Origin of the sequence: Salmonella sp. SAL04214 (genome assembly GCF_046550615.1) — a bacterium.
Taxonomy (GTDB): Bacteria; Pseudomonadota; Gammaproteobacteria; order Enterobacterales; family Enterobacteriaceae; genus Salmonella; species Salmonella enterica.
In genome coordinates, this window is sequence record NZ_JBGDXT010000013.1 from 108,410 (window position 1) to 130,916 (window position 22,507).

General features: G+C 51.9%; 20 protein-coding genes. 5 read left to right on the forward strand and 15 right to left on the reverse strand.

From position 1 onward, the window contains the following. The first annotated feature begins 20 nt into the window (after positions 1-20). On the forward strand, positions 21-2,873 hold the full coding sequence (gene misL, locus ACLJQD_RS19725; RefSeq protein WP_017442027.1) for an intestinal colonization autotransporter adhesin MisL: 2,853 nt from the start codon (positions 21-23) through the stop codon (positions 2,871-2,873). A gap of 94 nt (positions 2,874-2,967) precedes the next feature. Here the strand turns inward: misL and ACLJQD_RS19730 are convergent, their stop codons facing one another. After that, positions 2,968-3,432, reverse strand: a complete 465-nt coding sequence (locus tag ACLJQD_RS19730; protein WP_001521985.1) for a hypothetical protein — start codon at positions 3,430-3,432, stop codon at positions 2,968-2,970. Positions 3,433-3,442: 10 nt separating this feature from the next. Further along, positions 3,443-4,300 carry a transcriptional regulator gene (locus ACLJQD_RS19735; protein WP_017442028.1) on the reverse strand — a complete coding sequence of 286 codons (858 nt, stop codon included), beginning with the start codon at positions 4,298-4,300 and terminating at the stop codon, positions 3,443-3,445. 783 nt (positions 4,301-5,083) lie between these two features. Between ACLJQD_RS19735 and ACLJQD_RS19740 the strand changes: the two genes are divergently transcribed. Then, complete coding sequence (locus ACLJQD_RS19740) at positions 5,084-5,764, forward strand: isochorismatase family protein (protein WP_000106461.1); 681 nt, start codon at positions 5,084-5,086, stop codon at positions 5,762-5,764. Between the two features lie 162 nt (positions 5,765-5,926). Here ACLJQD_RS19740 and cigR read toward each other — a convergent pair whose 3' ends face one another. From cigR to ACLJQD_RS19765, 5 genes are all read right to left on the reverse strand, one after another. Continuing rightward, positions 5,927-6,406, reverse strand: a complete 480-nt coding sequence (gene cigR / locus ACLJQD_RS19745; RefSeq protein ID WP_001065322.1) for an anti-virulence regulatory inner membrane protein CigR — start codon at positions 6,404-6,406, stop codon at positions 5,927-5,929. A 101-nt stretch (positions 6,407-6,507) separates the two neighbouring features. Then, on the reverse strand, positions 6,508-6,594 hold the full coding sequence (mgtU, locus tag ACLJQD_RS19750; RefSeq protein WP_252515021.1) for a magnesium transporter protection protein MgtU: 87 nt from the start codon (positions 6,592-6,594) through the stop codon (positions 6,508-6,510). 12 nt (positions 6,595-6,606) lie between these two features. Beyond that, positions 6,607-6,699: a protein MgtR gene (mgtR, locus tag ACLJQD_RS19755; protein WP_001082117.1), complete on the reverse strand. Its 93-nt coding sequence runs from the start codon at positions 6,697-6,699 to the stop codon at positions 6,607-6,609. 21 nt (positions 6,700-6,720) lie between these two features. Next, the gene (mgtA, locus tag ACLJQD_RS19760) at positions 6,721-9,447 is read right to left on the reverse strand and encodes a magnesium-translocating P-type ATPase (protein WP_017442029.1); all 2,727 of its coding nucleotides are present in this window, start codon (positions 9,445-9,447) and stop codon (positions 6,721-6,723) included. A gap of 219 nt (positions 9,448-9,666) precedes the next feature. Then, positions 9,667-10,362, reverse strand: coding sequence for an MgtC family protein (locus ACLJQD_RS19765; RefSeq protein WP_000392698.1), 696 nt, complete (start codon positions 10,360-10,362; stop codon positions 9,667-9,669). Positions 10,363-10,867: 505 nt separating this feature from the next. On the opposite strand from ACLJQD_RS19765, the gene ACLJQD_RS19770 reads away from it, so the two are divergent. After that, positions 10,868-11,770, forward strand: a complete 903-nt coding sequence (locus ACLJQD_RS19770; RefSeq protein WP_000535970.1) for an EamA family transporter — start codon at positions 10,868-10,870, stop codon at positions 11,768-11,770. Positions 11,771-11,812: 42 nt separating this feature from the next. Here ACLJQD_RS19770 and ACLJQD_RS19775 read toward each other — a convergent pair whose 3' ends face one another. The 8 genes from ACLJQD_RS19775 to dagR form a co-directional block, all read right to left on the reverse strand. Next, a complete protein-coding gene (locus tag ACLJQD_RS19775; protein WP_000749536.1) occupies positions 11,813-12,742 on the reverse strand; it encodes an Rpn family recombination-promoting nuclease/putative transposase in 930 nt (309 codons plus the stop codon). Positions 12,743-12,978: 236 nt separating this feature from the next. Continuing rightward, entirely contained in the window at positions 12,979-13,722 is a 744-nt protein-coding gene (dagF, locus tag ACLJQD_RS19780) for a 2-dehydro-3-deoxy-phosphogluconate aldolase (protein ID WP_017442030.1), read from the reverse strand. Beyond that, positions 13,709-14,818, reverse strand: coding sequence for a D-glucosaminate-6-phosphate ammonia lyase (gene dgaE / locus ACLJQD_RS19785; protein ID WP_017442031.1), 1,110 nt, complete (start codon positions 14,816-14,818; stop codon positions 13,709-13,711). The genes dagF and dgaE overlap by 14 nt, the downstream gene beginning before the upstream one ends. Before the next feature lie 3 nt (positions 14,819-14,821). Next, complete coding sequence (locus tag ACLJQD_RS19790) at positions 14,822-15,682, reverse strand: PTS system mannose/fructose/sorbose family transporter subunit IID (protein WP_001526325.1); 861 nt, start codon at positions 15,680-15,682, stop codon at positions 14,822-14,824. Further along, on the reverse strand, positions 15,679-16,428 hold the full coding sequence (locus tag ACLJQD_RS19795; protein WP_000380259.1) for a PTS mannose/fructose/sorbose/N-acetylgalactosamine transporter subunit IIC: 750 nt from the start codon (positions 16,426-16,428) through the stop codon (positions 15,679-15,681). Before ACLJQD_RS19795 ends, ACLJQD_RS19790 begins: the two co-directional genes overlap by 4 nt. 145 nt (positions 16,429-16,573) lie before the next feature. After that, positions 16,574-17,059, reverse strand: a complete 486-nt coding sequence (locus ACLJQD_RS19800) for a PTS system mannose/fructose/N-acetylgalactosamine-transporter subunit IIB (protein WP_001284295.1) — start codon at positions 17,057-17,059, stop codon at positions 16,574-16,576. A 10-nt stretch (positions 17,060-17,069) separates the two neighbouring features. After that, complete coding sequence (locus ACLJQD_RS19805) at positions 17,070-17,495, reverse strand: PTS sugar transporter subunit IIA (RefSeq protein WP_000214106.1); 426 nt, start codon at positions 17,493-17,495, stop codon at positions 17,070-17,072. Between the two features lie 221 nt (positions 17,496-17,716). After that, positions 17,717-20,515, reverse strand: a complete 2,799-nt coding sequence (gene dagR, locus ACLJQD_RS19810; RefSeq protein WP_017442032.1) for a transcriptional regulator DagR — start codon at positions 20,513-20,515, stop codon at positions 17,717-17,719. Between the two features lie 196 nt (positions 20,516-20,711). Here dagR and ACLJQD_RS19815 point away from each other — a divergent pair, with 196 nt between their 5' ends. Then, complete coding sequence (locus ACLJQD_RS19815; protein WP_017442033.1) at positions 20,712-21,005, forward strand: YicS family protein; 294 nt, start codon at positions 20,712-20,714, stop codon at positions 21,003-21,005. A 105-nt stretch (positions 21,006-21,110) separates the two neighbouring features. Beyond that, positions 21,111-22,493, forward strand: coding sequence for a glycoside hydrolase family 1 protein (locus tag ACLJQD_RS19820; RefSeq protein ID WP_017442034.1), 1,383 nt, complete (start codon positions 21,111-21,113; stop codon positions 22,491-22,493). Positions 22,494-22,507 lie beyond the last annotated feature (14 nt).

Here is a 22,507-nt window from a genome sequence, read left to right on the forward strand (position 1 = left end):
GCCATAATGCAGGAGGCAGAATGCCAACTCCCCAAAATTACTCATTCATCGCCATAGCGGTATCAGCAGCGTTAGCCTCTATGGTATTTCCCTCCCAGGCGGCCTGGGTCGACGTTGATAGTCTGCCATCCAGTGGGCTGGTCAGCCAGTTGCCGCCGGAATTACAGGCTATTATTCCCGCTCAGGCCAGTACCGGTTTCACCAAAGTCGGTACCATGCCCAACTACGTTTATCAGTGGAACACCGGCACTATCCCGGTTTATGGCAATGGCCTCACGCTTAATGGGCCGGGCGCGGAGGCGTTTGAACACACTGTCACGGTTATTCAGAACAGCGGGACGGGAAGTCCGGGCGTGATTTTTGGCAACGACCTGACCATTCGGACGCAGTCGGCGAATGCCGCGAATAATGGTAGAGACGTCGATGGCATCCGTACTCACGGCGCAAATACTCCGGATAACCCGGTGTTTATTATTACCGGTGACCGCACCCGCATCTACGTGGATGGTCAGGATGGTGACGGTATTAACGCCGGATATAACTCACTGGGCCAGGGTTGGACCGGATCGGCCAATATTTACGTCGGCGACGATCTGTATATCAAAACAACAGGTAGCCAGGGACGTGGAATTACAGCTAACGCCATGCGGGATGCGTCACGTGCCAAAAATACGATTGTCGTCGGCAATCGTGCACATATTGTTACTACCGGCGACAGTTCGGAGGGGCTGCGTACCGGACAAAGCGGTTCGTTGATTCGTCTGGGTGACGATGCAACCATCGAAACCTCCGGCGCATCCTCAACGGGGATTTACGCAGCATCATCCTCCAGAACCGAGCTTGGCAACAACGCTACTATTACGGTGAACGGTGCCAGCGCACACGCGGTATATGCAACTAACGCTACCGTTAATTTGGGAGAGAATGCCACTATTAGCGTTAACAGCGCCAGTAAGGCTGCATCCTATAGTAAAGCCCCTGCCGGTTTATACGCCCTCTCCCGAGGCGCCATTAATCTGGCAGGCGGTGCGGCTATTACTATGGCGGGCGATAACAGTAGCGAAAGTTACGCCATCAGCACGGAGACTGGCGGCATTGTTGACGGTTCTTCAGGAGGTCGTTTCGTCATCGACGGTGATATTCGTGCTGCTGGCGCCACCGCTGCCAGCGGTACGCTACCGCAGCAGAACAGTACGATTAAACTCAATATGACGGACAACTCGCGATGGGACGGGGCGTCGTACATCACCAGCGCTACGGCGGGCACAGGCGTTATCTCTGTACAAATGAGCGATGCGACCTGGAATATGACCAGCAGCTCAACGCTCACTGACCTGACGCTGAATAGTGGCGCAACCATTAACTTCAGCCATGAAGATGGCGAGCCATGGCAAACGCTCACCATCAATGAAGATTATGTAGGCAACGGCGGTAAGCTGGTCTTTAATACTGTGCTCAACGATGATGATTCCGAAACGGACAGGCTGCAGGTTCTCGGCAATACTTCAGGCAACACATTTGTTGCAGTAAATAATATTGGAGGAGCCGGGGCTCAAACCATTGAAGGTATTGAAATTGTAAACGTTGCTGGCAATTCCAACGGTACTTTCGAAAAAGCAAGCCGTATTGTTGCCGGAGCCTATGACTACAACGTGGTGCAGAAAGGTAAAAACTGGTATCTGACCAGCTACATTGAGCCGGACGAACCAATTATTCCCGATCCGGTGGACCCTGTCATTCCCGATCCGGTAGACCCTGATCCTGTAGACCCGGTTATCCCTGACCCTGTTATTCCCGATCCGGTGGACCCTGATCCTGTAGACCCTGAGCCAGTAGACCCGGTCATCCCTGATCCGGTCATTCCTGACATAGGGCAATCTGACACACCGCCGATAACAGAACATCAGTTCCGTCCGGAAGTGGGCAGCTATCTTGCCAACAACTATGCGGCAAATACGCTGTTCATGACGCGTCTCCATGACCGTCTGGGTGAAACCCAGTACACCGACATGCTGACGGGTGAGAAGAAGGTCACCAGCCTGTGGATGCGTAACGTCGGCGCCCATACTCGCTTCAACGATGGCAGCGGGCAGCTAAAAACCCGCATCAACAGCTATGTGTTACAACTGGGAGGCGATCTGGCACAGTGGAGCACTGACGGTCTTGACCGTTGGCATATTGGTGCAATGGCAGGTTATGCCAACAGCCAGAACCGCACGCAGTCTTCCGTGAGTGACTATCATTCCCGTGGTCAAGTCACCGGTTACAGCGTCGGCCTTTACGGCACCTGGTATGCTAACAATATCGATCGGTCTGGGGCTTATGTGGATACCTGGATGCTGTACAACTGGTTTGATAACAAGGTCATGGGTCAGGATCAGGCCGCTGAGAAATATAAATCCAAAGGAATTACCGCCTCGGTTGAAGCCGGTTACAGCTTCAGGTTAGGTGAAAGCGCGCATCAAAGCTACTGGTTGCAGCCCAAAGCGCAGGTGGTATGGATGGGCGTGCAGGCTGACGACAATCGCGAAGCCAATGGTACCCTCGTCAAGGATGATACCGCCGGTAATCTGCTAACCCGCATGGGCTTAAAAGCCTATATTAACGGCCACAACGCTATTGATAACGATAAATCTCGAGAGTTCCAGCCGTTCGTGGAGGCGAACTGGATCCATAATACGCAGCCTGCCAGCGTGAAGATGGACGATGTCAGCAGCGATATGCGTGGTACAAAAAATATTGGTGAACTGAAAGTGGGTATTGAAGGGCAAATTACCCCGCGCCTGAACGTATGGGGTAACGTGGCGCAGCAGGTAGGTGACCAGGGCTATAGTAATACCCAAGGCCTACTGGGGGTTAAATACAGTTTTTGATTCAGGTAACAACAGAGCCGCTGATCTTCAGCGGCTTTTACCCGGAAGCGCTTTCATTTGGCTGATACGTTCCATGAACGGCTCCCAAAACAGCTTAATGTGTACAGAAAAATATCGGGCGTTTCCCGATGGTGAACATAAAGCCACGATGGCCCTGAGTCAGGATGGTGTAACTGATACTTTTCCCTGGATAGACATAAAAATCGGGTAAAACCGTCTCGATAACCGCATCGGACAGTGTTTCGTCACGCGTGACTTTGTTGATATCCGTCGATATAAAATGGGTGCTGTCTTTATTTTCACTCCATACATAGGAAACATCACGGCGGATCACGCCGCTCATTTTATTATCGACGTAATACGTTCCGCTGATGGAAACCACCCCAGTGCGTTTTTTCAGCGAATACATAAAATCCAGCGTCAGGTTAGCCTGAGTGTTGTTATAAAACACAATCACAGGCGCCGTACATTTCTCTGGATCCCGGTTCTTTTCCGTATACAAATGAAAAAGATGTCCAAGCCCTACTCCCAGAAACAGTAACGTCAGGCAGGCTAACATCAGTGCCTTTTTACCCATGTGTCACCCCGCGGAAAAAAAGCGTCACGCAGCCTGTATCACCGCGCGTTTTATAAGGTTGCTGACAAATCAATGCCGTAACCGCTGGGGTGCGACTGCTGGAAGGGAAATAGACCCATGGGTATTTCTGACAATCCATACCGGTTTTTAGAATCATTGACTTATAGCTTGCAAAGCGGCTGCCGCTTTCGATATCTTCATTTCGCGAGAAAAAATGACAGCCCTGAGTTGTTTCAACCAGCGTGTAGCGATCGTAAAAATCCTTATCGGGAACGGTTTGCCAGCTTATAGTGCCAAGCAAAATACCAACAGCAAATGTCCCGGTCATCCAAAGTACAGGTACATAATGTTTAAACCAACGCCCTGACATACGCGGTGGCGTCTCACCCTTTTTTTCTATTGCCTGAGCGAAGTCTTTGCGGATGGTCATGAGGCTCACACCTGGCTCAATCTGAAAGCCTCTACGCGGAACCGTGATTATCAGCGTATCTTCATTTTCGCCAACGGTACGTAATCCGCGGCGAATAATGGAGATATTCTGATAAAGCGTATTTGCCGACACCACCATGCCGTCTTCTTCCCACACTTTTTGAAAGAATGTTTGTTGTGAGACGACGGAGGGGGCGTTTTCCAGCAGAAGGCGCAAGCAGCGGCTGGCGGGCGTTGTCAGAATAATGTTGAGATCTGGCCTCGATAATGACGCCAGGCGATTCATTTCTGGATTAAATTCAATATTATCGTTAATTATCCATAACATCGCATTGTTACCATGCCAAAACATAACGTAGTTGGAGAGGGTTAATAGACACCACTGAGTATAGTCTGATGCTGTGGCTGCGCAGCAGGACATGGATTGTCCCCTGCACATACCGATCATATAGAAGAGCGAGAGGCATAAAACATTAACAGGTAAGCGTAGACACCGCTTTTCTCATTATAGCAGACTCAGGGGTGAAAGTACGTTTGGTTTTCTTGTTCGTTAAGCCTCCTGTTTTGTATTGAGGTGAGAATATCACCTTTAATCAAGTGGCCAAATTTACTGTGCCACTACGCTTTAATATCTCATATATAAATCATGAGAAAAAATATCCTGATAATCTACCCCACATGAAAGACAAGGTTTTATTCAATGTGTTCCTATAATGGCTTGTAATATCCCAAAAAGCAGCACTCGTTATATAGGGATAGTTTCCAATTTATTAAGAGTTACAGTAGCCATACTTAATAAAAGCACGCTTCCCACTTAATATTTAAGCTGTGCTTTATGTTATTTAAATATAAATAAGTTAATCCTTAACCCACATATTTCAAATTTATACCAAATAATTTTAAAACTATCTATAAGAAACAATTTGTAGAGATATAGCCTGTTTTTTCAATCAATAATCCTCTCTGACATGTAAAATAGAAACATTTATTCATAATATGAATATTGTTGTGATAACAGATTCGCGTGAAAGTAAATCGACTGAAGGTGATGCCGATGAATATTCCTTCAGAAAGAACTCAACAGGGTAATCCAGGATCGGCAACGGATTACTGTCATCAGCTTAAAAACGGAAATCGCCCCGGCGATTAATGACTTTAACACTGATAGTGATTATCAGTGAAAGGCAACAACAAGGAATGAATTATGTCTACACCCGCGAATTTTAACGGTCAACGCCCTGCCATTGATGCTAACGACGCAGTAATGCTGCTGATTGACCACCAAAGTGGCCTGTTTCAGACCGTCGGCGACATGCCGATGCCGGAATTACGCGCGCGCGCCGCGGCGCTGGCTAAGATCGCTACCTTATGCAATATGCCGGTCATTACTACCGCATCCGTACCACAGGGACCGAATGGTCCGCTGATTCCGGAAATCCATGCGAATGCGCCCCACGCGCAATATGTCGCGCGTAAAGGGGAAATTAATGCCTGGGATAATGCCGATTTTGTACAAGCGGTAAAAGCGACAGGCCGTAAAACGCTGATCATCGCCGGTACTATTACCAGTGTCTGCATGGCTTTTCCAGCCATCAGCGCCGTCGCGGAAGGTTACAAGGTATTTGCGGTAATTGATGCCTCCGGTACGTACAGTAAAATGGCGCAGGAAATTACGATGGCCCGCGTGGTGCAGGCGGGCGTAGTACCAATGGATACCGCGGCGGTAGCCTCTGAGCTGCAACGTACCTGGAATCGGGAAGATGCCGCAGAATGGGCGGATGTATATACCAAAATATTCCCGGCCTATCAGCTACTGATTGAAAGTTATACCAAAGCGCAGGAAGTAGTAAAAAATAATGAACTGCTGGATTCTCAGCGCGCATAAATAACGCCCTGAAGCGGCTAAATAGCCCCATTTAATGGGGCTATTTTACTTGCCATTTTGGTCCTGGGCAGAAAATCCTCACGTACTACGTGTACGCTCCGGTTTTTGCGCGCTGTCCGTGTCCAAACTGGCTGCGCCAATAACGCCTGGTGGGATAGGCTCTTAATCAAATACGCCATTAATAATCGCCGTGACCACCGCGGTACTGAGCGCGATCAGCACCAGATTATCCCCAATGATTTTCCACTCATAGCCCGGATAATAAGGTAATTGTCCCAGCATAGACGCCGGCACCGTTTTTTTAGCGATTCCCGGCGGCAGCGGTTTTCCTCTCGCCAGATTTTTCGCAATCCCCGGAGGTAAAGACTGATAACCCGTCAGCCCTAAATTCACTGCCAGTTGCCTGGCGACAGCATAGCTAATGTCCGACTCGACGTGATCCGGTTTACCGCCATTTTTACGGTGTTCCGTTTTTTGCCCGGCATTTCCTTTATGTCCGTTACCGTTATTACCCTGATTAGCCGCGTTATTACCATGTCCGCCGCCATTGCCATTTCCCGGATTCGCCAGCACAGGCGTAGCGCTCAGGGAAAACGTAATCAACGTCGCCAGGACGGCGGTTAAACCACGACGATTATTCATGATATTGCCCTTCTGATGTGGGATACCATGAAAATAGCGCCCCGCCATAAAAAGAACAACTACATCGATTCTTATTTTAAGCGGGGCTCGCCAACGGCAGCTTATCGTATCCAGATAGTCAGTAAAATCAGGATGATTGCTATCAGGACAACCTGATAAAAAATTTTGTCCAACCCTCTTTTTTGCATGGCGTCACCTCGTTAGAAAACGATTTGCCAGAGGGCTAAACACAACACCAACAGGCTAATCAGTAAAAATATCAGCGCGATGATTTTATCGGGTGAGCGATTCATCTGGGCGATCCTCAAACATTATTAAAACCACTGGCCAAAGCGTTTGATATAAAAGCGTTTCATGCCTTGCGCCACCAGACAGTAGCTCAATAATGTCGCCACCAACCACGGGAAGTAGCTCAGCGGCAGCGGCTCCAGTCCAACCATCGCGCCCAGAGGTGAGAATGGAATATAAATGCCTATCGCCATAATCAAGCCGGTCGTCAATAATACCGGCAACGTCGCCCGACTTTGGATAAACGGTATTTTCTGCGTCCTTAGCATATGCACGACCAGTGTCTGCGAGAGCAGCCCCTCAATAAACCAGCCGGACTGAAAGAGCGCCTGCGCCTCTACGTTATTAGCCGCAAAAACGTACCACATCAGCGCAAAGGTTGTGATATCGAAAATAGAAGACGTTGGGCCAATCCATAGCATAAAACGACCAATATTTTTCGCGTCCCATTTCCGCGGCTTACGCAGGAACTCTTTATCCATTTTGTCCCACGGCAACGACAACTGCGAAATATCGTACATCAAATTCTGGATCAACAGATGAATCGCCAGCATCGGCAGAAACGGAATAAACGCGCTGGCTACCAGTACCGAAAAAACATTGCCGAAATTAGAGCTGGCGGTCATATTCAGATATTTAATGATATTGCCAAAGGTTTCCCGCCCTTTGATAACGCCTTCCTCAAGCACCATGAGATCTTTTTCCAGCAGAATAATATCTGATGACTCTTTAGCAATATCGGCGGCGCTATCGACGGAAATCCCCACATCCGCATCACGAAGCGCGGGCGCGTCGTTGATCCCATCTCCAAGAAAACCAACGGTATGACCATTTTTCTGTAGCGCTTGCAAAATACGCGTTTTTTGTAACGGCGTCAGCCGGGCGAATACTGCGCGTTTCTCCACTTCAGACCCTAGTTCGGCATCTGACATCGCCTCAACCTGGGTTCCGGTCAGGATATCGTGCGTATCAATACCCACTTCCAGACAGATACGCGCCGTCACGACCGGATTATCGCCGGTGAGGACTTTGACCGCCACGCCGTTATCCCGCAACGCGGCAATCGCTTTACCGGCGCTCTCTTTCGGCGGATCGAGAAAAGTGAGCATCCCTTCGATGGTAAGTTCGGTCTCATCCTCCACACTTAATGTCGGATTGTTCCCGGAGCCATCCAGCTTACGTGTCGCTATCAGCAATACACGGAATCCCTGCGCATTGTAATCTTCGGTTTTCGCCAGCAGCAGCTCGCGGCGTGTTTCCGTCAGCGCCACCACACGATCGCCTTCGCGAAGATGAGTGGCTACCATCATCATCTCTTCAACTGCGCCTTTACAGATCAGGCATCTGTCTCCATGCTGCGCATCCTCCACCAGGACCGATACCCGGCGACGTACAAAGTCGAATGGCAGTTCATCGCGTTTAATGAAGCGCGCTTTTGTCGATGGTGCGATTCGATCCTCGCCAAAACGCAGTATGGCGCGATCCATCACATTCCGGGCGCCGCTCTGGCTGCTACTATTCAGCCAGGCCAGCATCAATACCCGGCTGCTTTTTACACCGCTCACATCCAGATGATGCTCCAGAAAAATATTGTCCTGGGTTAAGGTGCCGGTTTTATCTGTACACAGCACATCCATCGCGCCGAAGTTTTGAATAGCGTTCAGGCGCTTGACGATCACTTTGCGCCGCGACATCGCAATCGCGCCTTTTGCCAGGTTGGAACTGACAATCATGGGCAACATTTCCGGCGTCAACCCCACCGCAACCGCCAGCGCGAACAGCGAAGCCTCTACCCAGTCTCCCTTACTGAAACCATTAATCAGCAGGACAACCGGCACCATGATCAGCATAAAGCGTATCAACAGCCAGCTCACGCTGTTGACTCCGCGATCGAAAGCCGTCTGGGTACGCGTACCCACAATGGATTTCGCCAGCGAGCCGAACCAGGTACGGCTTCCCGTCGCAACCACGACCGCTTGCGCTCTGCCGCTGGTTACATTGGTTCCCATCAGACAGATATTGCCCAAATCTAACAGGCTTTTATCTTTGTCAGGCAATTGCTCGCTGTCTTTACCTGCCACATCAGCCATAACATCGTATTTTTCTACGGGTAATGATTCACCACTAAGAATTGACTGACTGATAAAGAGATCGCGCGACGCCAGCAGTCGGACGTCGGCGGGCACCAGATCGCCTGCGGCCAGAAAAACCACATCGCCCGGCACCAGTTCTTCAATGGGAATCTCTTCCTGCACCGCGCCTATATTGCCCGGCCCACGACGCAACACCGTGGCGGTGGTGCGCACCATCTTTTTCAGCGCCTGTGCTGCTCTGTTAGTGCGAAACTCCTGCCAGAAACGCAATAACCCGCTCAAACTGACCATCGTCAGGATAATCAGCACGCCGGTGAGATCGGTCTCTTCACCACGGCGTAACGGGAGCCAGTAATCCGTGATGAAACTGACCCCTGCCAGTGCCATCAGAACGTAAATAAACGGGTTATTGAATGCCTGCAGAAGCTGAACCAGCACCGGAGGAACTTGCTCATGCGCCACTTCATTGCGCCCATACACTTTCAACCGTTCGCTGGCCTCCTCCGTCGTGAGGCCCTGACGATGGCTGTTCAGCCGCGCCAGTGTCTCCTCCGGGCTATGAAAAGCTTCCGCTTCGATCGGAAATACTTTTTTATGCTGCTTATCATTTTCTGACGCCGGGCGATTGAGTTTCCGGTTTTCAATGTTCATGTCAGTCATGATGAATCCCCAAAATTAAGGTGTAGTGTTTCCTGCATATCACGCCCAGGGAATAGTAAACTCACGATTTGAAGGTGAATGCCCGGGAGAATTATCTATGCATAAAAAAGAGTTATTGCTTACTCACTATTTTGAGTGGGTTTTATTTTATCGACTCGGGAATATCCATCATTCCCTCCTTATACGCCTGGCGTAATGTTAAAATTGAATAAAAAACTATTATTGACTATCAATGCTCCAGTGAATTGCGGTGATATTATCGTTATCACCTATTCTGGATATAATCAGTTCTCGCGTTTTACGATAATCAGCATGATCCACGAGCTCGGCACGAATTTCTTTATAGCCCTGTTCCTGAGCGGGGACCGAACCTAACCCTTGTAAACAGATCGCGGCCTCTTTTACGATATTCAGTAACCACTGACGAACCGCGCTCTCATCTTCTTTATTACAGGTTACTTTCAGGATATAACGTTTTTCTCCCTCGGCGGATACCGGGAGTTGATTTATACGCTGCGCCGCTTCACGCAATAAAATATTGGCACAAAGAATAATGATCGTCGCCGCCAGCGCATTTTTGAACTGCCCTAAGCCGCATAACACGCCGATGCCCGCCGAACACCATAGCGTTGCCGCAGTGTTCAGTCCGCGCACATTCATCCCTTCGCGCATGATGACGCCCGCCCCCAGAAAGCCAATACCAGAGACAATCTGCGCCGCAATTCTCCCGGGACTGTCTGGCGATGTCGTCATGGAGCTCAGAATAAAAACGGCGGCGCCTGTCGCCACCAGCGCATTAGTGCGTAATCCCGCCATACGTTGACGCCATTGTCTTTCCGCGCCAATCAGCGCGCCCAACAGCATAGCGGCCAGTAAATTCAAAATATAAGGAAACATTAACATACGTTCCTCCATTTTTTCTGGAAGAATAAGTACGTGCTATATTTAGCACACGACAAATTTCTGCCCTGAGGCAATTAGCGTCGTGTTGACGGCGGAGGAAATAAAGCGTGTTTAAACATGAACATGACGATTACCTCGCGACAATGCGCGTGTTGTAACATTATTGGGATGACAATCGTCACAAGGGGAGATTGCTGCCCACCGGTTCGGCAAGCAGCGCAGGAATAGCGTGCGTTAACTTGCCAGATGATTTACGTAAAAGTGACTGTCCAACATATTACTCCTGCATGAATTTGCGCTTATTATAGTCAGTCAATATGTTCTGTAAAGTGCAAAGGCGGGGATAGTGACGATTTGTTTAAGTTTGTTTGATATTTCCTATGGCAAAAAAATGACAATATTATGTCAATAACAGGCTCGTCTGAAATCATTAAACAATAAATTCCTGCTTAATACCGACGATAGCTCTGTTATGATGCCTGCACGTAAAAAAATAAAACAACATGACGAGGAAAAAATGGGTTCCACCAGAAAAGGGATGCTAAACGTCCTGATTGCCGCCGTATTGTGGGGGAGTTCAGGCGTTTGCGCGCAGTACATCATGGAGCAAAGCCGTATGTCGTCACAGTTCCTGACGATGATACGTTTGTTATTCGCCGGGCTGATACTGGTGACATTCTCCTTTATGCACGGCGATAAGATATTTTCAATTCTTAAAAACCGCAAAGATGCCCTGAGTCTGCTGATTTTCTCCGTGGTGGGCGCGCTCACCGTTCAGCTAACCTTCCTGCTCACGATTGAAAAATCCAATGCCGCCACCGCGACAGTGCTGCAATTTTTATCGCCGACCATTATTGTAGCGTGGTTTGCATTAGCGCGAAGAACACGACCAGGCATTCTGGTCTTAACCGCCATTCTTACATCGCTTATCGGCACCTTTTTACTGGTGACTCACGGCAATCCAACATCGCTGTCGATCTCTTCAGGCGCGCTGTTCTGGGGTATCGCCTCCGCATTTGCCGCCGCCTTTTATACGACCTGGCCTTCCAGGCTAATCGCCCAATACGGCACGCTGCCAGTGGTCGGCTGGAGTATGTCCTTTGGCGGCCTTATTCTGCTGCCCTTCTACGCTAAAGAAGGAACGCACTTTGCGGTGAGCGGCAGTCTGATTCTGGCCTTTTTCTACCTTGTGGTGATCGGTACGTCGCTGACGTTCAGCCTGTATTTGAAAGGCGCGCAACTGATTGGTGGCCCCAAAGCCAGCATTTTAAGCTGCGCGGAACCGTTAAGCAGCGCCCTGCTGTCGCTACTGCTGTTGGGGATTAGTTTTACCTTGCCGGACTGGCTGGGCACGCTGCTCATTCTCTCGTCAGTGATTCTGATCTCCCTCGATTCCCGTCGACGCGCGCGGGCCGCTTAACGCCGTTGATAATCACGATGACCGGGCGGAAGAGGGAAAAGTTTAATGGCGCTTTGCCTTAATCTCTTCGTCAGAAAGCCCGGTAATCATCAGCACCATCTCTCGCTCGATCCCCTGTTCCAGCATCGTATGCGCAATACGCAAGGCTTCCTCCTGCTTACCTTGATGTATACCTTGTTGCACGCCTTCACGCTTACCTTTTCTGCGCCCCGATTCACGTATTCTGTCTACGATCGTCATTAATCTCTCCTTGTGTTGGGGAACACGACGCGCCACCTCGCGGATAAACTTGCCAAAACGAGGCGTGCTGCCATGCTGTATTAGCAAATAATTAAACAGCGCTTTTAGCTGACTGTCATTAGCGTTTCCCGTAATCAGAAGTACCGCTAAGCGCTCGACCAATCCCATCAAGTCGCGTTGACGTATATGCTTTTGTACCAGCTCCAGCATCGCGATACGTCGATGCTGCATAATCTCGTTATCCGGCACCACCGTAATGTCTACCAGTGGAAATGCCGTCGCATAAAGCTGACGCGCCAGTGCAGGATCGTCAAACTCATCCAGCCAGCACAGCGAAAAGGGATACGGGCTTTTCGCGCCATGGTAAAACAGCATGGGAATCACCAGCGGTAACGTTTTATGGCCAGCATCCAGATGGCGCTGCATCGCGGCAGTCGCGTAACGCATTAACCGGAACGCCATATGCGCGTCCGGCGTACTCTGATGCTCTATAACGACATAGATATAACCGTCGCCTTCACACGTTTTTAGTGACCAAAGGACATCGGAATAAAACGCGCGTAAATTTTTCTCGATAAAACTGTCCGGCGCCAGTTTCAACGTCGTCAGATCGCAACGTATTCTTAGCGAATGGGGAAGATGAATATTGAGAAAATCCCGCGCGGTATCCGGATGGCGTAAAAACGTTTTAAATACCGCATCATGAGGCGTGGACGTGGGGCTTTTTTTCATGGCGATCCGTCACCTGAGGAATAAGATGACGCCACTGTACTCGCCAAAAATACAGACAGCATTCAGGAAAATTTAACCCTGCGAGGAGGCTCGAAAGGGAATCACTGACGGCTGCAATACGTACATTTTTTGCCCAGCCTGCTACGCATTATCGCCCGGTAGCGTAACGCTAACCGGGCCTACAAATACACGTCATCTGTAGGCCAGGTAAACGTAGAGCTCTTCGGCGATAAATCTCACACCAGCGCTTTGACTATCTCCATCAACCGAATGATGTCTTCGGGGCGCGTATTGCCGGTTTGCGGATCGATAATCGAGCTGTAAACATGCGGCATGACGCGCGGCACGCCTGCTTCCAGGCAGGTTTGCAGGATAATACCGAAATTATCCGGTGAGATACCACCGGTCGGCTCGATGAGCGTCATGCCGTGGCGGGCGGCGGTTGTCGCCAGCGCATAGAGTTCCGGTAACGACTTTTCGCCGCCCATCGGGAAAAACTTCGCCGCATGTGCGCCCATATCCTGCATCATGCGTACCGCCGCTTCACAGGAAACGCGGGCTGGCGTTCCCTGGCTGCTGCTGACGCCGGTAGAAATCACCACCTCGCCAGGCGTTCCCGTCGGGCTGACCAGGGCGTTAATATGTGTTTGCTCGCCGCCTGTCGCCGCCAGTGCGCCCGCTGCGAAGCCGCTGCCGGTAAAGGTCTGGTTAACGTGGGCCGGGTGAGTATGGGCGGCAATCATCGCCGCTTTGTAGTACTGCGCCGGGTCGCCTGCGCCCAGACCCACTGAGATAGACGGCACCTCCGCCATCCAGCGTTTCACCTCCGGCACGCCCTCTTCTACCGTAGCGAACTGCGCGGAAAGTACGCCAATGACCGCATGGCCTTCGGCGGCTTCATAGATAGCCTTCGCGTTGGCGATATCCTTTGCCAGCACGTTAATCGCTACCCGCTGACGATAAAAATTAATCTGCTGCATGTTCTGCAATCTCCCTGAGTCGCGCCACAATCAATGCCATTTCCCCTTCGGCTACCGTGCGTGGATCGAGGCTAAAAACCCCCTGATGAAGCTGATATTTGCGGGCGTAAATCGCTATCTCGCCGCCGCGCAACTGCGCTTCGACGTCCTGCGCATTCAGCCCCAATTCAGATGCGTTCACCCGCACACGAATACGCCAGATTGCACGCCCGGCCTCATCCTGTTCGATATCGGCATAAAGCCCATGGATGGCGGAAATCGCTTCCGCGATCGGCTGTAACTGTGCTGCGGTCACGGTCGTCTGGCCCTGGTGGTAATTCTCCAGCGCATACACCAGCCCAACCATGTTTTCCTTACCGATTTTCATCGCCCTGGCAATCCCCTGGTGCTGCGCTTTACACGCGGCAATCCACTGTTTCTTCCCGGTGATAAAGCCGGAGGTTGGCGCATTAAAGGCTTTCGCGCCGCTGTAGATAACCATATCCGCGCCGCTCGCCACCCAGCCGCGCAAATCCTCTTCCGCCGCGGCATCGACAATCAACGGCAGGTGGTTGGCCTGCGCCACCTGTACAAAATCGTCAATGCTCAACATGCCTTTCTGTACGCAATGGTGTGATTTCACATACAGTAGCGCGGCGGTCTTTTCGTTAATGGCGCTTTCCAGTTGCCAGCGGGCCGCCAGATTGCTCGACCCCACTTCCACTATGCGCCCGCCGCCAAGACGAATGGCGCTGGTGACTGGCGCGCCGTAGTCCACATTATGCCCGCGCAGCATCACTACCTCATTGGCCATACCGGTACTGTCCGGCATCAGGGCGACGCGCGCCCGATCGCCGTGGGTGATAGCGGCAGCGACGGCAATGGCAATACCCGCCGAGGCGCACGAGGTGATATAGCTATCTTCAGCACCCGTATAGCGCGATACCAGTTCGCCGGTTTTTTCCACCAGCGCATCAATCTCGACGAAAGCGGAAGCCGCGCGCGCGGTGGCCTGCATGACCTCCGGCGCGACGCTTGAGACGCCCAGAATGGTCATTTTGCCGCAGGCGTTAATGACCTTTTTCAACCCCAGTTGTTGATAGATATTCGGCGTCATGATTTACAGCACTCCCAACAACGAACAGACTATGCTCAGTGCGACAATCGACAGCAAAATGGTGGTGTAGCGCGGCCCTTTTTTTACCAGATAGAAGTAGATGGCGAATACCGCCGCCAGTGGCAGTAAGCCCGGCGCGATAGAGTCGAGGATCTGCTGAACCACCACTTCAGATCCTTTCAAGGCGCTAATTTTTAACGGCGTGGTGATTTTGACGTAGCTGGCGGAAAGCGCGCCCATCATGATCAAACCCAGCACGTTGGCCCCGTAGATCAGTTCTTTGATTCGCCCCCCTTGCAGCAGGCCGATAATCGAATCACGCCCCAGCGTATATCCTTTGTGGACCATGCCGTAGCTGATCGCCAGGGTGATCGCCGGGTAGAGAATCAGCGGAATAATACCGCCCATCGCGCTGCCATTTGCTGCGAACGGAATAAAGATCGCTATCAACAGCGGCATCACCGCCGCCCAGATAATCGAGTCGCCCATCCCGGCAAGCGGCCCCATCAGGCCAGTTTTAATGCCGGTGATAGACGAGTCGTTAATCGGCTCGCCGCGCGTTTTTTGTTCTTCCATGGCAATAGAGATGCCCTGAATCACCGCGCCGAAGGTCTGCTCGGAGTTAAAGAAGTTAAGGTGGCGTTTTAGCGCTTCTACCTGCTCCTCTTTTTGTGGGTAGAGTTTTTTGATGATCGGCGTCATCGAGGCGCAGAAAATCAGGCTTTGTAAGCGCTCATAGGAGCTGGAAACCTCGGCGCCCAGCCAGTAGATAAACCAGGCTTTGGTGATATCTGCTTTGGTCAGCGCCCCGCTTTCCCGCGCGCGCTCAACCAGTTCATGCTGCATTACGTCACTGCTCATCATGCTGCTCCTTCATTTTTCGCCAGGCCTTTAATCAGGAAGGCGACACAGGTGCCGAAGATGGCCATCGCCATGATGTCGACCTTGAGGTACAACACCGCGAAGAACCCGCCGATAAACCACGGCAGCAGGCTCTTTTTACCGATCACCATAATGGTGATGGCAAAGCCCAGCGCCGGCAGAATGCCGCCCATGATTTCAAAGGAGTGGGTTAACCAGTGCGGCATCAGTTTAAGGAAACTTTCCACCACATCCTGGCCAAAGTAGTTAGCGGCAAAGACCACCGGGAAGCGCAGCACCAGCCCCAGCAATGCCGGGTAAAGAAAGGCGCAACGCATGATGCCCGCCATGTTTGCCGTTTCCGCGTGTTTATCCGCCATATGCACCCAGGCGGCGTTCAGCGTGCGCCTCAGCTGATCGAGAAACACGCCAATCACGCCAAACGGGATTGCCAGCGCGATCGCCAGGTTTGGGTCCATACCGGCCTTCACCGCGATAGGAATGGAGATACAGGCCGCCAGCGCCGGGTCCGACGGCACGTTGCCGCCCGGCGTTGAGGTCACGCCCAAATAAACGAGCTGCATCCCTGCGCCGATGATCATCGCGGTCTGCATATTGCCAAGCAAAAGCCCGACAAATACCGCGATCACCACCGGTTGTAACAGCATCGCGGAGAAGGTGTAGCCGAGGCGTAAACGGGCAAACCAGTAATACAACCCCATCAGGCTTGCAAAGAGTAAGGTATCCATAGTGTTATCCTATACACTTCATCCTTCAGGCTGCCTCTTTGTTGGCTGCCTTCGCTCACCCCAGTCACTTACTTTAGTAAGCTCCAGGGGATTCACTCAGTTGCCGCCTCGATGCATCCAGAATGATTTTGTGTCTATTAAAGGGTTAGAATTTTTTCAGGATATCGTCGAGCGGCTGCGGCTTATCTTCCGGAATGGTCTGGAAAAATACCTGAACGCCACGGTTTTTCAGGTCGTTAAGAATGCCGACGTCTTTTTCATCCAGCGTAATATTCTGAAAAACCGCCTTGCGGTTTGGCCCGCCGCCGAGACCGCCAACCTGAATGCGGGTGACGTCAAAGCCCAGTTGTATGGCGTCCTGCACCGCCGCCAGTGAGGGAAAAAGCACCAGCACGTTACCGTCGCCAAGCTGATTTTCTTTCCATGCAGCGGCAAAACTCTGGTTGCCGAAGCAATCCACTTTGATATTTGGCGGCGCCGCCATCAGGTAGATATTTTTCATAAACGGATCGGCATCCAGTTCATCACTCACAACGGCTATCCGGTTCGCCTGAGATTGTCCAACCCACTTCGTGACAACCTGCCCATGAATGAGACGGCTGTCGATGCGGCATAAAACGATATTGGCCATGATGTTTTCCTTAGAGTGATTGTTGTAGCTGACGTACATGGGCGACCACATCCAGGCAGCTACTGCGCCCGGCCTCAACTAACTCATCCACGCAGGCGGTTAGCATCCCTTGTTCGCGCCTGTCCAGCGCCTCCAGCAGTAGCGACGCATTCAGTCCGGCAATCACTGCCACCGGATAATCGGCGCTTAGCCGCGCCGCGACGTTGGACGTCGTGCCGCCGACAAAATCCGTCAGGATCAGCGAGCCTTCCGGCAGCGTTTTCACCACGGCCTCGACGCGTTGATAAAACTCGCCCAGCGTATCGACAGGCATTAGCGCGATTTCCGTCACGCCTTTAATTTCGCCCGTGACCATACGCAGGCTGTTGCAAAGCGGTTGTCCCCAGCCGCCATGCGTCAGCAGCAGGATGTGGGGCAACGGTTGTGTGGTAGTCAAAATAATGGCCTCCTGGCGCAATTACATGAGAACACCGGCATATATTGCCCGGTGGCACTGCGCTTACCGGGCCTACAGGACGCTCCCGGTAGGCCGGATAAGGCGTTTACGCCGCTATCCGGCATAACGCATCATCAGAAGAGCAAAGGTTGTGCCAGAATTTGTGTCACGTGAGGAAGAAGAAAGGTCTGGCGAGGCGCTAAGCCCCGCCAGTAAAAGGATTAGCTATAGAGCAGTTCGTAGATATAAAAATATTCCGCATCCGATAAACGGATGGCGTAGGCGTCTTCGATCGGCAGAAAAGCGGATTTGATGACACTAAACGCGCGCGCGTCCAGATTCGGCTGACTTTCCAGCGCCATCTGTAACGGTTTACGGTTAATCACAATACGCTCTACCATACAGCAGCAGTGGATCAGGAAGCGCAGTGTCACCTGGCGGCTTGGTTTCAGGGAAAGCGAAGACGTCAGATGGTTAAAAACGCCCTCCATCTCTTTCAGAATACGCTGCGGGTTAAGCACGGAAATATGGTTGATGATGCTCTCCATCGTTAGCGCGCTGATAAAGCGCATGGCGCTGCGCTCCATCTCCAGGCGGCGTTCAGCGTTGGACAGATCGGGCGTTAACAGGCTCAACACCAGTTCCGGCCCTTGTTCGGAGAAAAGCTCTTCCAGCGAAATAAACGGAATATCCGGCAGCCCTGGCTGGAAAGTGCCGACAATCCCCGCCAGCCGCTCGCTGGCATTCAATGCCTGCTGAACGCGCTCCAGACTACGTACCTCGTTATAATCAAGGATCACCATCCTGGTGTCCTGCGACATCAGTTCGCCAAAGCTCTCCTCCAGCACCTTTTTGATTTTTTCCGCCGTTCCCATGCCGGTAATACAGGAGATGACCAGCACTTTGCCGCCGTTCTCCTGCTGCGGCGTACAAAGCTGGCAGGGGATATTTTTACTCTGCAGGAGCGCCGTCAACTGTGGTAAGTCGCTGGTTTCATAGCTTAAATCCAGCCCGACTTCCAGCAGACTGGTCAGCGTGATGTTCGGCATGAGCAAAACATCTATCTGGAATAACTTACTGATCGTACTGCCGAAATGGATCAATGAACCGATGTCCACCAACAGGATAAGCCGCCGATATTGGCGGGTTTGAATCATTTGGGTCAGCGTTTCCAGCGTGTCATGCACCGACTGTTCAAACGGCATGTCGATGGCGCTGAACAGCTCGCGCTCCAGCACGCGGTTGACATATTGCGCCTGGCTGGTGGCGGTGGTCGCGCCGTGGGCGATCAAAATAACCCCGCAGTCGGGGCTGGCATCGATGCGCTGACGATAATGGCGGCACTCTTTCAGGAACAGGCATAGCCAGACCACTTCCGTCGCCGGACACTGAATATGCAGCAGTTCGTTGATTTTCCGACACAGCAGCGTGGCGTTGTCATATTCGTCTTTGCAGCGATCCAGGATCAAACTGGAAGAGTAAAGCTGCGGGATCAGGCCGCGCTGCACGTAGCCTATCAGCGCCAGGAAGTGTTTACGCAGTGGGTTAACCAGATTTTCCGGCAGCGAAAATCCCAACACCTGCTCTACGCAGCCAATCAGCAGCGTCACGCGCTCTTCAATCTGGTCGCCATAGCGCGGCGGATGCGCCACGCTGTCGCGGCTGTAGAGACCGTATTCAAAAATCGAGCTGAGTTTATTTTTCAGGATCGCCAGCGTCTCCGCCGGGGGGACGTTACTGTTGCGCAAATTAACATACTCGCGCGTCAGGAAGCTGTAAAAGAGGTCGCTCTCTTCAATTTCCGCCCCGGTCGCCAGCGACGTCTTCAATGCGGGCAGCGTGCGCGCGTCTATATTTAGCCGCGCTTTACCGTCAAACAGAGTATCCACCAATAGACGCTGTTCCGGCGTTGGGTTAACCGACATCTCCGCCAGCCGCTTATCCAGCTGTAGCGTGTCGTTATGCTCGGTCATTCCCGATGCCCACGCCTGAGCGCAAAGAAACTGAATATCGCTTTTTAGCTGGCCGATATTGCCTTCCAGGGATTTATTCAGCAACCAGAGCAACAACGGTTTATCAATGCTGACCGTACGTTCTATTTTGCGGCTTTCCCGCTGTAAGAACCCCACGATCAGTTCGATCTGTTCTTCAACGGAGCGCTGGCGAATGCCCGGCAAATCAATGCATACCTGAATACGCCGCTGGAAAGTACGTAACAGCGCCGACCCGACCGGCTCGGTAGTGGCGCAAATCAGGCGTACCGAAATTGATCGCGGCTGGCTGCTCACGCCAAGCGGACGGTACTCGCCTTTATCCAGAATAGAGAACAGCTTTTCCTGCCCTTCATAAGACAGACGGTGCACCTCGTCCAGCAGCAGATAACCACCGTCCGCCTGCTCCACGAGGCCTGTTTTATGTTCATTCGCGCCGGTAAACGCCCCCTGCCGATGACCAAACAGATGCGAGGAGAGCAGTTCCGGGTTATGGGCGTATTCCGCGCAGTTAAAGTAGACCAGCGGCGGGATAGCGCCGCTCGCCTGTTCACAGGCGAAACGGTGCATCAGTTCCGCAAAAAAGGTTTTACCGACGCCGGACGGCCCGGTAAGCAGAACGTGTAAACCGTGCGGATAGAGCACCGCCGCACGGCCTTTTTCTACCGCATCGCGCAGGCTGCGATCGTAACCAATCAGGCTGGTAAACGGATCGTCGGGCGCGTAATGCTCTTCATGCGGCAGCACATCCGCCACCGACCGCACCTCGCGTTCAGACTCTTCCAGCTGTCGTCCCAGCAACGTTTCCAGCGCCTGGCGATGCAGAAAATAGACCGGGCGGCCACGGCTTTTGATTGCCAGGCCGTCATTCCATAACTGATTGAGATCTTTGCTGACGGAGTTACGCGCCAGCCCAAGATTGAAACCTATCGCCTCCGCCGTAAACGCCGTCTCCTGCGCCAAATCGGCAAGACATAGCCCGCGCGTCAGCCGTTCCAGCTCTCCCAGTACGATCTCAATACGTCTCATTACACTACCGCTTACGAAATAAAAGAGTAGTCAGAACATACACTATTCTGCCACGCAAGAAAGTGAAGGCGCAGCGAGAAACCGCCTTCCCACTTTTGCCTGACTTCAACGCCAACGGATAGCACGCCCCGATGAGTGAACGTCGCACGGTCTACACTTACTCTTGAAAAAGTGCAAACCGATAAGGATACCGTTTATGAAACGAAAAACGCTTCTGCTTATTGCCACACTTGTCGCGCTACCGGGCGTCACGTATGCCGACTCTCCGTTTAGCTCACTCCAGTCGGTGCATGAAAAAAATACGATTTTAAAGGATTTGCGCAAAATGTGTACGCCCAAAGGCACGCTAACCGATGAAGCCTGGGAGAAAAAAATCATGGCGAGCGAGGGGAACCAGCAGCATATTCGGGAGGCGATGATCGCGACAGAGCGCAACAATCAGCATAACTACTGGCAGGCTCTCGGTAAGGTGGAATGCCCGGAGATGTAGCACACCTTTTCCGCTTTTTGGTCGCGAAAATGCGGACTGTAACCGGTTTCTGTTCGCTAAAACCGCGTATTCTGGAGCGAATTTACGCGATCAAGGAGTACGACAATGCGATACCGTTTTCCCGATAACTTCTGGTGGGGCAGCGCCTGCTCAGCGTTGCAAACCGAAGGGGATAGTATGAATGGCGGTAAAAGCCAGACCACGTGGGATGTGTGGTTCGAGCGCCAGCCGGGTCGTTTTCATCAGGGCATCGGTCCAGCGGAAACCTCAACGTTCTATCGCCACTGGAAGCAAGACATCGCGCTACTGAAACAGTTAAAACATAACAGTTTTCGCACCTCGCTAAGCTGGGCGCGGCTCATTCCAGACGGCGTAGGCGAGGTGAATCCACAAGCGGTGAGCTTCTACAATCACGTCATCGACGAGCTACTGGCGCAGGGCATCACGCCGTTTATTACGCTGTTCCATTTTGATATGCCGATGGTCATGCAGGAGAAAGGCGGCTGGGAAAATCGCGACGTCGTAGAGGCGTTTGGTCGGTACGCGCAAACGTGTTTTACCTTATTTGGCGACCGCGTGAAGCACTGGTTTACCTTTAATGAGCCGATTGTGCCGGTGGAAGGCGGCTATTTGTACGACTTCCACTATCCCAATGTGGTGGATTTTAAACGGGCGGCCACCGTGGCGTACCATACCGTGCTGGCGCACTCGACCGCCGTGCGCGCCTGGCGCGCCGGGCGCTACGACGGTGAAATCGGCATAGTACTGAATCTGACGCCGTCCTACCCACGCTCGCAGCATCCCGCCGATGTGCAAGCCGCGCACCATGCGGATCTGTTATTCAACCGCAGTTTTCTTGACCCGGTATTAAAGGGAGAATACCCGGCGGATCTGGTGGCGCTGCTGAAAACCTATGACCAGCTGCCTGCCTGTCAGCCAGGCGACCGTCAGCTTATTGCCGACGGCAAAATCGATTTACTGGGGATTAACTATTATCAGCCGCGCCGCGTGAAATGCCGTGATACAGCGGTGAATCCGCAAGCGCCGTTTATGCCGGAGTGGTTATTTGACTATTACGACATGCCGGGGCGCAAGATGAACCCTTACCGCGGCTGGGAAATTTACGCGCCAGGAATTTACGACATCATTACCAACCTGCGGGATAATTACGGCAATCCGCGCTGTTTTATCTCCGAAAACGGGATGGGCGTTGAGAACGAGCAGCGTTTTGTGCAAGCGGGACAGATTCACGATGATTACCGGATTGACTTTATCTCTGAGCATCTTAAATGGCTGCATAAAGGCATTAGCGAGGGCTGTCACTGTCTTGGCTACCACATGTGGACCTTTATCGATAACTGGTCATGGCTGAACGGCTATAAAAATCGCTATGGTTTTGTACAACTGGATTTAGCCACCCAAACGCGCACGGTGAAAAAAAGCGGAGAATGGTTTGCCGCCACCGCAGAGCATAACGGTTTTGATTAAGCGTTTATTATTGC

Coding starts and splice junctions, on each gene's coding strand:
- misL (WP_017442027.1), top strand. CDS start 21: ATGCCAACTCCCCAAAATTACTCATTCATCGCCATAGCGGTATCAGCA.
- ACLJQD_RS19730 (WP_001521985.1), bottom strand. CDS start 3,432: ATGTTAGCCTGCCTGACGTTACTGTTTCTGGGAGTAGGGCTTGGACAT.
- ACLJQD_RS19735 (WP_017442028.1), bottom strand. CDS start 4,300: ATGTCCTGCTGCGCAGCCACAGCATCAGACTATACTCAGTGGTGTCTA.
- ACLJQD_RS19740 (WP_000106461.1), top strand. CDS start 5,084: ATGTCTACACCCGCGAATTTTAACGGTCAACGCCCTGCCATTGATGCT.
- cigR (WP_001065322.1), bottom strand. CDS start 6,406: ATGAATAATCGTCGTGGTTTAACCGCCGTCCTGGCGACGTTGATTACG.
- mgtU (WP_252515021.1), bottom strand. CDS start 6,594: ATGCAAAAAAGAGGGTTGGACAAAATTTTTTATCAGGTTGTCCTGATA.
- mgtR (WP_001082117.1), bottom strand. CDS start 6,699: ATGAATCGCTCACCCGATAAAATCATCGCGCTGATATTTTTACTGATT.
- mgtA (WP_017442029.1), bottom strand. CDS start 9,447: ATGACTGACATGAACATTGAAAACCGGAAACTCAATCGCCCGGCGTCA.
- ACLJQD_RS19765 (WP_000392698.1), bottom strand. CDS start 10,362: ATGGAGGAACGTATGTTAATGTTTCCTTATATTTTGAATTTACTGGCC.
- ACLJQD_RS19770 (WP_000535970.1), top strand. CDS start 10,868: ATGGGTTCCACCAGAAAAGGGATGCTAAACGTCCTGATTGCCGCCGTA.
- ACLJQD_RS19775 (WP_000749536.1), bottom strand. CDS start 12,742: ATGAAAAAAAGCCCCACGTCCACGCCTCATGATGCGGTATTTAAAACG.
- dagF (WP_017442030.1), bottom strand. CDS start 13,722: ATGCAGCAGATTAATTTTTATCGTCAGCGGGTAGCGATTAACGTGCTG.
- dgaE (WP_017442031.1), bottom strand. CDS start 14,818: ATGACGCCGAATATCTATCAACAACTGGGGTTGAAAAAGGTCATTAAC.
- ACLJQD_RS19790 (WP_001526325.1), bottom strand. CDS start 15,682: ATGATGAGCAGTGACGTAATGCAGCATGAACTGGTTGAGCGCGCGCGG.
- ACLJQD_RS19795 (WP_000380259.1), bottom strand. CDS start 16,428: ATGGATACCTTACTCTTTGCAAGCCTGATGGGGTTGTATTACTGGTTT.
- ACLJQD_RS19800 (WP_001284295.1), bottom strand. CDS start 17,059: ATGGCCAATATCGTTTTATGCCGCATCGACAGCCGTCTCATTCATGGG.
- dagR (WP_017442032.1), bottom strand. CDS start 20,515: ATGAGACGTATTGAGATCGTACTGGGAGAGCTGGAACGGCTGACGCGC.
- ACLJQD_RS19815 (WP_017442033.1), top strand. CDS start 20,712: ATGAAACGAAAAACGCTTCTGCTTATTGCCACACTTGTCGCGCTACCG.
- ACLJQD_RS19820 (WP_017442034.1), top strand. CDS start 21,111: ATGCGATACCGTTTTCCCGATAACTTCTGGTGGGGCAGCGCCTGCTCA.